The organism is Virgibacillus ndiopensis (genome assembly GCF_900187325.1).
GTDB classification, from domain to species: Bacteria; Bacillota; Bacilli; order Bacillales; family Amphibacillaceae; genus Virgibacillus_E; species Virgibacillus_E ndiopensis.
The window spans coordinates 240600-252936 of record NZ_FZMZ01000005.1 but is presented as its reverse complement, the minus strand read 5'-3'; the positions used below and the strand labels follow the sequence as shown (position 1 = coordinate 252936).

Genomic DNA, 12337 nt, shown 5'->3' with positions numbered 1-12337 from the left:
CTTGACCGTAAATAACAAGAGGCTATTCCTTCGCTACTCGAACCCCTTGAATATATATATTTACGGAATCAATCGATAATCCTAATGTTTTATTTAGTGTGTATTTTACTTGAGATTGAACGTTATGCGCTATTTCTGATATTTTGGTACCATAGCTTACAATAATATACATATCAATATGAAGACTATCACCATCTTGTCTAACTACGACACCTCTAGAAAAGTTTTCTTTTCTTAAAATCTCAGCAATACCATCTTTAATTTGACTTTTTGAGGCCATTCCAACAATCCCATAACATTCGATTGCTGCACCTCCAGCAATAGTTGCAATAACTTCATTTGTGATTGTTACATGACCATCATTCATATTAAGTTCAATGGACATCATTATCCTCCTTCTATACCCACCATTTATAAGGATAGTTTACTACAAACAAAACAGTTTTAAAAGCAGCTATTTTTACACATAACCCCTTATAACAATGGACGAAACATGTTAAACTGTCAAGCATTTTCACTTTATGCAGAAAAGGGAATTGCATTCTAGCGGCACTTATGATAAATTGTATTAGTAATAAATGACGCATGTAAAGAGTAAGGAGGGATACCATGGCTAGAAAATGTGTTGTTACTGGACGTAAAACTCGCAGTGGAAATCAACGCTCTCACGCTATGAATTCCAATAAACGTAATTGGAAAGCTAATGTACAAAAAGTTCGTATTATGGTAGACGGAAAACCTAAACGTGTTTATGTTTCTGCACGTGCACTTAAATCAGGTAAAGTTGAGCGCGTATAATATACCTTGAACATTAGTATGACAAAAAGCACCCACAACGGGTGCTTTTTTCATATATAACGATTGAACAAAAAAATGAGCTTCTGCCAAACAATTGACAAAAGCTAGCATTCCCTATTTATCTTTCTTGAATACACCAATAACGACTCGAACAAATCCGCCAATAACCCTTGGGAGTTTAATCGTATAAAATTTCAATGAGTCCCCTCCTCTAAATACAAACACAGCTTACTCTGGAATCGTTTCTTCTATGGCATCACGACTCTTTATTAGTAATAGTATGCCTTTACTAAATGAAAAAGTACCATTTTTTAAAAGAAGCTTGTTTGATATACAAAGCGTAGACCCCCAAGAAATTGTTTGATTAACCAAGGGGTAATAAAACCCGTCTAGCGTTAACCCGTCTACATTCTCTGTATGTGGGACAAAAGAGATAGTTGGATAGTTTTTATCAAATGAAAGATAATGCCTGCCTGGGGTTACCATTTCAAGTTGATTATTTTTATCTACAATAACTCCACTAATTTGATTTTTCATTATGGAATAAAGCGTCTGTATGTTAATTAGTTCATGATCTAATCTTCCACCCGTTACTCCAAATAAATAAATCTTAACTGGATTTAACTCATATGCTTTTAAAATAGCAATTTCTAAATCTGTTTGATCTTTTTCCACTGGGTATTCCAAAAAGTTCATTGCATAATTCTTAATCTGTTCTTTTTCTTCTACATTAATAGAATCAAAGTCTCCAACAGCATAATCAGGCTTAATTTGATTTTTTATTAATGTATATGCCCCCCGGTCTGCTCCGATCCATATATTAACTAAATCCTTATACAAAGCTAGATCTGGGAGGAGATTGGTTGGTCCGTTCCCTACGATTGCTATTGTGGTCATTCTCTTACTCCTGTGTTGCTTGAATAAGATCTCTAATAGCCTGGCTACGATCTTCTTTGTTAAATACGGCGCTTCCTGCAACTAATACATCTGCTCCTGCATCTGTACAAAGCTTGGCAGTATCAGCATTTACACCACCGTCAATTTCAATCTCGAATGTTAAATTACGCTCTTCTCTCCAGGTTGAGATTTGTTCTACTTTTTTCACAACACTATGAATAAATGATTGTCCACCAAATCCAGGGTTAACTGTCATTAACAACACTAGATCAACCTCGTGTAAAATTTCCTTGATCATTTCAGCTGGTGTAGCGGGATTGATAACAACTCCAGCTTTGACATGTTGATCTTTTATTAATTGTATGGTCCGATGCAGATGTGGACATGTTTCCTGATGAACCGTGATAATATTTGCTCCAGCTTTAGCAAACATCGGAATATACGCATCCGGATTTTCAATCATTAAATGGACATCAAGCGGCAATGATGTTACTGGTCTAATTGCGTCTACTATAAGCGGACCTATTGTTATATTAGGAACGAAATGGCCATCCATTACATCAACATGAATATAATCTGCCCCACCTTGTTCTACCTCTTTTATTTCTTCTCCAAGTTTTGAAAAATCAGCTGATAATATTGATGGTGCTATTTTTGTCATAGTTAATACCTCGGCTTTCTTGTTTGTATCTCCTCTAGGAAGCTTACATAATGTTCGTATCTAAACGGTGGAATTTCTCCATGATCTACAGATTGTTTAATTGCACATTTCGGTTCTTTATAATGCATACAACCTCGGAATTTACAGCCCTCTTTCCGTTCTCGCATTTCAGGAAAACAGTCTGCTAATTCTTCTAATTCTATTTCACCAAATTCTAAGGAACTAAACCCAGGTGTATCTGCTACCAAGCCACCATTTACCTCAACTAATTCAACGTGTCTGGTTGTATGTTTTCCTCTACCAAGACTTTTTGATACATCACCCGTTTTTAGTAGTAATGATGGTTTTAATGCATTTAACAAAGAAGATTTTCCGACACCGGATTGTCCAGCAAAAACGGATACTTTATCTGTAAAATAGTGTTCTAGACCAGTTAATTCGTTCGATCCTTTTGATGACAACAATTCTACTGGATAGCCAATGCTTTGATAATCTTTCTGGTAGTTTTCAATTGTCGTTACTTGCTCGTCAGTAATGGTATCCATCTTCGTAATAAAAATTACCGGTTTTATATCTTTTGCTTCAATTAATACAAGAAATCGATCCAACAATAACGTACTGAATTCAGGTGTAACAACAGAATTTACAATAATCGCTTGGTCAATATTTGCGATAGGTGGTCGTATCAATTCATTTGTTCGAGGTTTAATTTCTTGAATATACCCTTCATTAGGATTACTCTCGTCAAATAAAACAAAATCCCCAACAAGCGGGGTGATGTTCTTATTACGAAAAACACCACGTCCCCGACATTGATACATTTTATCCTCTGATTGAACATAATAAAATCCACTTAACGCCTTAATAATTCTGCCTTCTGCCATTTATTCACCCTCTTTATATGGAACCTTCTTATCGATAATTGTTTCATCATCACGCATTACTTTATACTGTGCAGTTTCTCCTGGAGGAATTGTTAATGTAATCGTATAATCCTTATCTTCTGTTATTTTATCTTCTTTGAAAACATCAGATAGATCATTATTCGCGTCTTTTACATATATCCTAACAGTTTGTTCTTTTGGCACCTGCTGATCGTCTTCTTGCTGTTGATCCTGTTGATCATCAGGTTGATCCGGTTGTTCCGGTTCTTTATAAGGTACCGTAAACGTAACAGAATGTGATCTAGGTGGTTTTTCTTCAGGTCCTATTGAAATATAGACATCAACAGTAGATCCTTCCTCAAGCTCCGCGTTTGGTCCAGGATCTTGCCGGAACACTTCACCATTTGGGGCATCCTCAGAATTCTCTTCAATAGCATTCATTTTAAGGTTATTACTTTCTAGATAATCCTTTGCTTCTGCTTCAGTCATCCCTTCAAGATTGTCTAGAGAAACTAATTCCGGTCCTTTACTTATTTCAAAAATAACTTTAGTTTCGCTAGGAATCACTTCTGTCTCTGGTGCTGGCTGTATTTGTGTGATAATTTCTCCAACCTGCTTGTCGGAAAATTTCTCAATTGGAATTATTTCATCATACCCTGCTTCTTCTAATAGTCGTTCAACCTGACTAAAATCATCTCCAAGGTAATCTGGAAAAGCAACCTTCTCCTTACCTTGACTTACATAAACAGTAACAGTAGACCCTTCTTTCACGGTCTTTCCAAATCGCGGATTGGTTTTCACAACAATACCTTCCTCGACGTCCTCAGAATAAATTTGCTCTTTTTCAGGTTTTAATTTTACCGACTCTATTTCATTAACTGCATCTTCATATTCCATATTCGCTACATCAGGAACATCTACCTCATCAGGCTGCAATAGTTCTGGCACTACAAAAAGTGCTGTAATGCCTGTTGCTATCAACATAAATAAGACTACGAGTATAATGATCCATTTTTTCTTCTTACTCTTTTTTTTCTTATCCTTACCCTTGCCCTTTTTCTTTTTGTTTTTCATTGGTTTTTCATCTTGATTATCACTCTGATATTTTTGCGTATTTCCATTCGTGTGATGAACGATTGTATTTTGGTTTGTATGTTGTTGCATTTGACTATCTGTAATAATCGGAATTGCTTTTGTTTCCTCACCAATTTCAACCGGAGGAGTATACTTTTGTTCGTCCAATTTACTAGGATCCAACGCTGTTTCAAGCGCATCTTCCATCTCGTAAACCGTTTCATATCGATGAAACGGATCTTTTGCTGTTGCTTTTAGAACGATATTTTCAACACTTTGTGGAACATCTTGATTAAACCTTCTCACGGATGGTGTATCGTTTTGCAAATGTTTTAAGGCAATCGAAACTGGTGATTGTCCCGAAAACGGTAATCGCGCAGTTAACAACTCGAACAAAACGATTCCAAGTGAATAGATATCCGATTTTTTGGTAGCCATACCCCCACGGGCTTGTTCCGGGGATAAATAATGTACAGAACCTAATATAGAGTTAGTTTGCGTCAACGATGTAGCACTTAATGCAACCGCAATTCCAAAATCAGTAACTTTAACCTGCCCATATGTATCAATTAGAATATTTTGTGGCTTTATGTCACGATGTACAATATCATTCGCATGTGCATGTGCAATTGCGGAACTAATTTGTTTCATAATATCCAATGATTCTTGAACATCAATTGGACCGTATTTCTGTATGTACTCTTTCAATGTCATTCCATCAACGTATTCCATTACCATATATAAATAATGATCTTCTTCTCCAACGTCATAAATATTGACGATATTTGGATGAGAAAGACTTGTTGCTGATTGCGCTTCACGATCGAATCGGGCAATAAACTCTTCATCATTTGCATATTCTAGACGAAGCACCTTAATCGCAACATCGCGGTCGAGAATAGTATCTTTAGCCAAATATACATTGGCCATACCACCGCCGCCAATGGTTTCCTTGATTTGATATCGTTCATTTAAAAGGTGACCGTTTAACATGATTTTTCACCTTCTTCCTGAGGAGCATCATGCTGGACAATTATGAGGGAAATATTATCCTCTCCACCCAACTCATTTGCTAAATCAATCATTTTTTTTGCTGTTTCGTTAATATCATTGTCCAATTTAATAAAATTTGATAGTTCTTCATCTGAGACTTTGTTTGTTAGTCCATCAGAGCATAATAGCAGCCGGTCCCCGTGTTCCCAGCCAATGGACTGTATATCAGCAATCACATTTTCTTCGGTTCCAAGCGCCTTTAATATAAGATTTTTTCTTGGATGATGTTCAGCATCTTCCTTAGAAATTTGCCCAGAACGCACCAATTCATTAACCAGAGAATGGTCCTCAGTAACTTGCTTGAACCCGTTTTCATTATAAATATAAATACGACTGTCACCAACATGTGCAGTTGACACAAATTCTTCAGTACATATAGCTATAACCGCAGTCGTACCCATACCCTGACATTCTTCTGATTGTAATGAATGATCGTAAATCGTTTTGTTCATTTCTACTACCGTTTTTGTTAGCCATTCTTCTGTTTCTTCCGGTGAATGAAGCTCGTCACTCGCTATCCATTTCTTTTGAACAATTGATGTGGCCATTTCACTTGCAACATCTCCTGCTTGATGACCACCCATTCCATCAGCAATGATTGCTAACAACTGTCCATCTCGATTATAAAAAATCCCCCCGGAGTCTTCATTATGACTCCGAATCTGACCACGATCGGTAAGAAATTGTCCTTTCATCCTTTCACCTCTCAAACATAAGCAGATTACCATCCATTTATCCAATTTTTTCATTTGATACTATTATTACACGAAACTGCACGATAAAGAACACTTTTTGTCATTTTTTTATCTTTTCCCAAGCGAGGAGGCTAATCGCGAGCCCTAAGGTACGCGAAGTGTATTTCCGGAACGATAGCATAATTTTTAGCTACGTCACTGTTTATACCCACTGGACGATTCCATAAACAGCTTTACCTAATTAAAAAGTAATTCAAGCTTTTCTAATTAACCTTGTAAGAAAAAATCCATCTGTTTGAAATGTCTGTGGAAATAGTTGCAGACCATAATCCGTTTTTCCTGGTGACTGATTTAAGTTAATTGGCAGCTCCTCAAAAAATGTAGTATCTATGCTATAATCTGGATGCTCCTCTAGAAAACGTTTCACTACACCCTCGTTTTCTTCCTTATCGACTGTACACGTACTATAAATTAATCGACCACCCTTTTTCAATAGCGGTGCGACACGTTGTAAAATATCTAATTGGATATTTGCTAAATTTACTATATCTGACTCTTGCTTTGTATATTTAATTTCTGGCTTCCCTCGAATTACACCTAGACCAGAGCACGGGGCATCAATTAGGATTCGATCAAAGCTTTCCTCATCATGAACGTTGTGCAGTTTTCTTGCATCAGCTTGATTTGCAACAATAATTGATAAATCAAGATCTAATGCTTTTTTACTCACCAATTTTGCCTTCTTTGCATGAAGATCGTAAGCATGGAGGATGCCCTGGTTTTGCATTTTTTCAGCGATGTGTGTTGCCTTTCCGCCAGGTGCACTGCACGCGTCAAGTACATTCATACCCGCCTCTACATCTAGCATTTCTGCAACTAGCATGGAACTTTGATCTTGAATCGTAATAAATCCATTTTTAAAAAGATCCGTTTTTAAAATATTTCCCTTTTCTACAACTATTCCTTGGTCTGAAAATGCAGATTCCCTTGCTTCAATCCCTTGTACATCTAATACATTCATTGCTTCATCACGTGAAACTCTTAGTGGTTGAATACGAATTGATACAGTTTTTCGCTCAAGATTAGCATCGCACATTTCACTTGTGATTTTTTCACCATACATAGATACCCATCGTTTAACTAACCATTCGGGGTGACTCGTTTCAACCGCAATTTGTTTAATATTGTCTTTAATAGTTGAAGTATCTGGAATACCTTTGCGTTGCACACTGCGAAGCACACCATTGACTAACGAAGAAATACCTTTATGACCTCTACGTTTTGCAATTTCAACTGCTTCATGGATGATAGCATGATCTGGTATTTTATCTAAAAATATCATTTGATACACCGACATTCGAAGTAGCATAACAACCCAATCATCCAGTTTTTTCTTAGGATCAATAAATGCTTTTAAATAATAGTCCAACGTTAATTTACGTTGTGTCGTCCCATACACAATTTCTGTTAAAAGTCCTTCATCCTTTGGGGCAATCTTTCCGGATTTTATTTCATGGTCAATTAATAAATGGCTAAACCCACTATCTTGTTCAATTCGTAATAATAGATTTACAACTGTATCTCTTAATTGATAATTACTCAATTCAATCCACCCATTTTAGTACCTAATTTTATTCGATCCGGTGCCCCACGCAAATAATCCGTAACTGTCATGCGCTTCTTCCCAGCTGGCTGTATTTCTGTAATCCGAAGTCCTAATTTGTTACCGCATACGACAACAAATGCTTGTTCGTCTACTCGAACAATCTCACCTGGTTCTCCATCATAGTTTGTATTGTCAACTTCTGCCCACCATATTTTCATCGGCTTTTCTTGATAAGTTGTAAACGCAACCGGCCATGGGTGTAGACCCCTGACTTGATTGTAGAGGTCTTCATTCGATCTATTCCAATCAATTCTCTCTTGTTCTCGCTTAATATTTGAGGCAAATGTTACTTGACTATTATCCTGCTTCACCGGTGTAATAGTACGAGCAAAAAGCTGTGGCAATGTTTCTATTAACAGCTCAGAACCTACCGTTGACAGCTTATCATGCATGGACCCTACATGATCATTGTCAGTTATCATTACGGTCTGTTGTGTCAGAATATCCCCAGCATCGAGCTTCTCAACCATATACATGATTGTAATACCGGTTTCTTTTTTCCCTTGTAAAATAGCATAATGGATTGGTGCACCTCCACGTAATTCCGGTAACAATGATGCATGAACATTAATACAGCCAAACTCAGGAGCAGTTAACAACTCATTAGGCAGTATTTGCCCATATGCCGCAGTTACAATTAAATCCGGTTTATAGGACAAAATTTCCTGATAGTCATTTTTTAATTTTTCCGGTTGAAATACGGGAATTTGATTGTTTAATGCTTCAACTTTTATCGGTGGTGGTGTTAATATTTTTTTTCTACCTTTAGGTCGGTCAGGCTGTGTTACCACTAGAACGACTTCATATTCTGAATCGATAAGAGCTTGCAATATTGGTACAGAAAAATCAGGCGTACCCATAAAAACGATTCTTTTCAAAACATATCCCTACTTCCTACATCAATTGATATGGTTGCATATCTACTGTAATTGTTACATCTTCTTTTCGAATTTCGTCATCAAATTGCTGAATAATCTTTTTAATAAGGGCTCGTAAGTGTGGTTCATTTTTGTATTTTACCATGCATTGGTAGCGATATCTATCCTTCATCCTAGCAATTGGTGAAGGAGTTGGACCTAGAACAACTGTATCCTCACGAATATGATTCATTAGCATTTGGACAATTTTTTGCGTTATTTGAACTACCTTAACCTGATTTTGGTGAGAAACCGTTACTAATGCCAAAAATACATATGGTGGATAGTTAAATGTCTTTCGCATAGCCATTTCCTGTAGATAGAATTGGTTAAAATCATAAATACTCGCTAACTCAATACTATAATGATCTGGTGTATAGGTTTGTACGATTACCTCACCTGGTAATTCATGTCTACCAGCTCGACCACTCACTTGTGTTAACAATTGAAACGTTTTTTCTGATGAACGAAAATCAGGTAAGTGTAACATCGAGTCTGCTGTTAACACACCTACTAGCGTGACATTTTCAAAATCAAGACCCTTTGCAATCATTTGTGTTCCTAGTAATATGTCGGCTTCTTTGTTTGCAAATTGATTTAATAGTTTTTCATGTGCACCTTTTCTTCTTGTCGTGTCTACATCCATACGAACTACTCGTGCTTCTGGGATTAATTGTGTTAATGATTCCTCTACCCGTTGCGTCCCTGTACCAAAGTACCGTATTAAATCACTGTTACATTCAGGACAATTCAATGGCATTGTTTCCTCGTATGAACAATAATGACATTTTAATTGATTACTATTTTTATGGTAAGTTAGTGCAATATCACAGTGTGGACATTCTTTAACATGTCCACAATCACGACACATAACAAATGTCGAATAACCACGTCTATTTAATAAAAGGACAATTTGTTCTTTCCTTTCCATACATTGTTCAATTTTTTCCTTAAGACTTCGTGAAAACATCGTCCGGTTACCCGCGTGAAGTTCATTGCGCATATCAACAATTTTCACTTTTGGCATCGCTTTTTCGTTAGTTCGTTTGTCTAGAGTTGCTAATTGGTAAACACCTTTTTGTGCTCTAGCATACGATTCCAATGTAGGTGTAGCACTACCTAATATGACTGGACATTGATGGTGTTTGCCGCGGTGAATGGCAACATCGCGTGCATGATACCGCGGCTGATCCTCTTGTTTATAGCTCGTTTCATGCTCTTCATCAATAATGATAATACCAAGGTTCTCAAACGGAGCGAAAACAGCTGATCGTGCTCCAACTACTACTTGTACTTCTTTACGATGAATACGTCGCCATTCATCATATTTTTCCCCGCTGGATAATGCACTGTGCATCACCGCTACATTCGATCCAAATCTTCCTTTGAACCTGTGAACCATTTGTGGAGTAAGTGAAATTTCTGGTACAAGCACAATTGCTTCTTTTCCTTTATCAATCACATCCTGAATCGCTTGTAAATAAATTTCTGTTTTTCCACTTCCAGTAACACCGTGCACCAAAAATACATCATGTTGATTATCTGCTATTTTTTGTTTGATTGGTGTAATTGCTTGTTTCTGCTGGTCAGTGAGCGTTAGTGCGGTCGTTTTTTCAAAATCATTATCATTATATGGATTCCGTAAAACTTCTACTTTATACGTTGTAAGCAATTTTTTATCCTGTAAAGCTTTAATTGTTGCACGTGTGGTTTGTAAACGATTCATTAATTTCTGTAGCTCGATTGGCTTTGGATATTCAATAAAAAATGCAATAATTTCTTGTTGTTTTCTCGCCTGTTTAGATAAATCATTATATGCTTCCTCTAACAAATGTATTGCACATGCAGGTTTTATCATGGTTACTTGTTTTTTGGTTATTTTTGATTTAACAAGGTAATTAACAGCAATATCTCCGTCATGAATTGCTTTTTGTAATTGATAGTAGCTAACCGAAGAACTCATAAATTCTTCATAAGAAATAACGTCACGACCAGCAAAAATATTCTCCAAATCATGTGGTAACTCCACTTCGGTCATTCGTGTTAGTTCTTTTCTATATTGGGATTTTAATACTTGGGGAAGCATCGCTTGAAATGAGGTGATATATAGACTTAACGTCTCATCAGCAAGCCATTTCCCGAGTTTTAGTAATTCAGGTGTTAAAACAGGTGTTATATCTAAAACATCTGTTATATTTTTCAATCCTTTAAACGAGGACTCACTTTTTCTACTAACGACAAACCCCATTATTTTCCTTGGTCCAAACGGAACGATAACCCGCATTCCGCTCTCAAGTACATCTTGAAACCGTTCTGGTATCTTGTAATCAAAGGTTTGATTTATTGAGCTTGCTGGAACATCAACAATAACGCTCGCTATATTCACTCTACTTCATCCTTTATATCACGTTCAATAAATTTCAATATACGTTCAGCAATCTCTCTTTTGGATGCCAGTGTAATCTCTTCTGGATTTAATGTTTTGTTTACGTACGTTACAATATTTGTATCTCCACCAAATCCCGCACCTTCAGTTGATACGTCATTGATAACAATAGCATCTAAATTCTTTTTCTCTAATTTCCCAATTCCATATTCTAATGGGTTGGAGGTTTCCGCTGCAAATCCTACTAAAAATTGATGCGTTTTTTTTTCGCCAAGTGATTGCAAGATATCTTTTGTACGTTCCATTTCAATTTGCCAGTCGGCTTGTCCTTTTTTTAGTTTCTCATCATGAATAAGCTTCGGTCGAAAATCCGCGACTGCCGCTGCTTTTATAACAATATCATTATTCGAAAAATGCTCGTGCATGGCATCGTACATTTCCGCAGCAGTAACAACATCTATACGATTAATTTTATTCTCAGCTAAGTCAAGCTCAACTGGACCGGCAACAAGGGTTACCTCAGCACCATAATTGGCAGCAGCCTCTGCCAGTGCAAACCCCATACGACCTGAAGACCGATTCGTAAAAAATCGAACTGGATCTATTGTTTCACGGGTTGGTCCAGCAGAAATTAATATTTTTTTCCCCGCCAACAATGAATTGGTAGACTGATGATTACGAACCGCTTCAATAATGGTCTCTGGCTCCTCTAATCGACCTTTCCCAATCCAACCACATGCTAGATACCCTGCTCCGGGTTCAATAAAATGATAGCCCCACTTTTCGAGCTGCTTCATGTTTTGAACGACAGCAGGGTGAGAATACATATTAACGTTCATAGCTGGTGCGATATATACACGGGCATGCGTTGCAAGTAATGTTGTTGATAGCATATCATCAGCTGTACCGTTTGCGAGTTTACCAATTATATTCGCGGTAGCAGGGGCAATAATTACAATATCCGCCCAATCAGCCACATCGATATGCGCTATTTTTTCCGGATCCTTTTCATCGAATGTGTCTATGTAAACGGGGTTTCTAGATAGGGCTTGGAATGTTAATGGGGATACAAACTCAGTTGCGTTTTCCGTCATCATCACACGAACATTTGCACCTTGTTGGGTTAGCTTGCTAGTCAGTGCACAAGCTTTATATGCGGCAATTCCCCCTGAGACCCCTAAAAGAATATTCTTGTTTTGAACCATTCTGCTTACCCCTCTCCATCAGTAGTTTCCTTGTTGTTTTATTTATACCATATAAAGCAGTGTATAATAAAGAAAGCCCTCGCAGAAAATGGCAGCGAGGG

The 12337-nt window shown here is 37.1% G+C and carries 12 protein-coding genes; 1 reads left to right on the top strand and 11 read right to left on the bottom strand.

Annotation, left to right across the window (positions count from 1 at the left end):
* Positions 1-22 precede the first annotated feature (22 nt).
* Positions 23-385: an Asp23/Gls24 family envelope stress response protein gene (locus tag CS937_RS08530; protein ID WP_099158050.1), complete on the bottom strand. Its 363-nt coding sequence runs from the start codon at positions 383-385 to the stop codon at positions 23-25.
* A gap of 224 nt (positions 386-609) precedes the next feature.
* Here CS937_RS08530 and rpmB point away from each other — a divergent pair, with 224 nt between their 5' ends.
* Entirely contained in the window at positions 610-798 is a 189-nt protein-coding gene (rpmB, locus tag CS937_RS08525) for a 50S ribosomal protein L28 (RefSeq protein WP_072886868.1), read from the top strand.
* A 114-nt stretch (positions 799-912) separates the two neighbouring features.
* On the opposite strand, the gene spoVM is transcribed toward rpmB, so the two are convergent.
* The 10 genes from spoVM to coaBC form a co-directional block, all read right to left on the bottom strand.
* Positions 913-1023, bottom strand: coding sequence for a stage V sporulation protein SpoVM (gene spoVM, locus CS937_RS08520; RefSeq protein WP_229683073.1), 111 nt, complete (start codon positions 1021-1023; stop codon positions 913-915).
* Positions 1024-1026: 3 nt separating this feature from the next.
* Positions 1027-1695, bottom strand: coding sequence for a thiamine diphosphokinase (locus CS937_RS08515; protein ID WP_099158048.1), 669 nt, complete (start codon positions 1693-1695; stop codon positions 1027-1029).
* A 4-nt stretch (positions 1696-1699) separates the two neighbouring features.
* On the bottom strand, positions 1700-2356 hold the full coding sequence (gene rpe, locus CS937_RS08510) for a ribulose-phosphate 3-epimerase (protein WP_099158047.1): 657 nt from the start codon (positions 2354-2356) through the stop codon (positions 1700-1702).
* A gap of 2 nt (positions 2357-2358) precedes the next feature.
* A complete protein-coding gene (rsgA, locus tag CS937_RS08505) occupies positions 2359-3240 on the bottom strand; it encodes a ribosome small subunit-dependent GTPase A (RefSeq protein ID WP_099158046.1) in 882 nt (293 codons plus the stop codon).
* Positions 3241-5307: a Stk1 family PASTA domain-containing Ser/Thr kinase gene (gene pknB, locus CS937_RS08500; protein WP_099158045.1), complete on the bottom strand. Its 2067-nt coding sequence runs from the start codon at positions 5305-5307 to the stop codon at positions 3241-3243.
* Positions 5301-6062, bottom strand: coding sequence for a Stp1/IreP family PP2C-type Ser/Thr phosphatase (locus CS937_RS08495; RefSeq protein WP_099158044.1), 762 nt, complete (start codon positions 6060-6062; stop codon positions 5301-5303). Before CS937_RS08495 ends, pknB begins: the two co-directional genes overlap by 7 nt.
* 253 nt (positions 6063-6315) lie before the next feature.
* A complete protein-coding gene (gene rsmB / locus CS937_RS08490) occupies positions 6316-7665 on the bottom strand; it encodes a 16S rRNA (cytosine(967)-C(5))-methyltransferase RsmB (RefSeq protein ID WP_099158043.1) in 1350 nt (449 codons plus the stop codon).
* A complete protein-coding gene (fmt, locus tag CS937_RS08485) occupies positions 7662-8606 on the bottom strand; it encodes a methionyl-tRNA formyltransferase (protein ID WP_176555795.1) in 945 nt (314 codons plus the stop codon). Before fmt ends, rsmB begins: the two co-directional genes overlap by 4 nt.
* A 16-nt stretch (positions 8607-8622) precedes the next feature.
* Complete coding sequence (gene priA, locus CS937_RS08480; protein ID WP_099158041.1) at positions 8623-11031, bottom strand: primosomal protein N'; 2409 nt, start codon at positions 11029-11031, stop codon at positions 8623-8625.
* Entirely contained in the window at positions 11028-12236 is a 1209-nt protein-coding gene (gene coaBC / locus CS937_RS08475; RefSeq protein ID WP_099158040.1) for a bifunctional phosphopantothenoylcysteine decarboxylase/phosphopantothenate--cysteine ligase CoaBC, read from the bottom strand. The genes priA and coaBC overlap by 4 nt, the downstream gene beginning before the upstream one ends.
* Positions 12237-12337 lie beyond the last annotated feature (101 nt).

Coding starts and splice junctions, on each gene's coding strand:
- CS937_RS08530 (WP_099158050.1), bottom strand. CDS start 385: ATGTCCATTGAACTTAATATGAATGATGGTCATGTAACAATCACAAAT.
- rpmB (WP_072886868.1), top strand. CDS start 610: ATGGCTAGAAAATGTGTTGTTACTGGACGTAAAACTCGCAGTGGAAAT.
- CS937_RS08515 (WP_099158048.1), bottom strand. CDS start 1,695: ATGACCACAATAGCAATCGTAGGGAACGGACCAACCAATCTCCTCCCA.
- rpe (WP_099158047.1), bottom strand. CDS start 2,356: ATGACAAAAATAGCACCATCAATATTATCAGCTGATTTTTCAAAACTT.
- rsgA (WP_099158046.1), bottom strand. CDS start 3,240: ATGGCAGAAGGCAGAATTATTAAGGCGTTAAGTGGATTTTATTATGTT.
- pknB (WP_099158045.1), bottom strand. CDS start 5,307: ATGTTAAACGGTCACCTTTTAAATGAACGATATCAAATCAAGGAAACC.
- CS937_RS08495 (WP_099158044.1), bottom strand. CDS start 6,062: ATGAAAGGACAATTTCTTACCGATCGTGGTCAGATTCGGAGTCATAAT.
- coaBC (WP_099158040.1), bottom strand. CDS start 12,236: ATGGTTCAAAACAAGAATATTCTTTTAGGGGTCTCAGGGGGAATTGCC.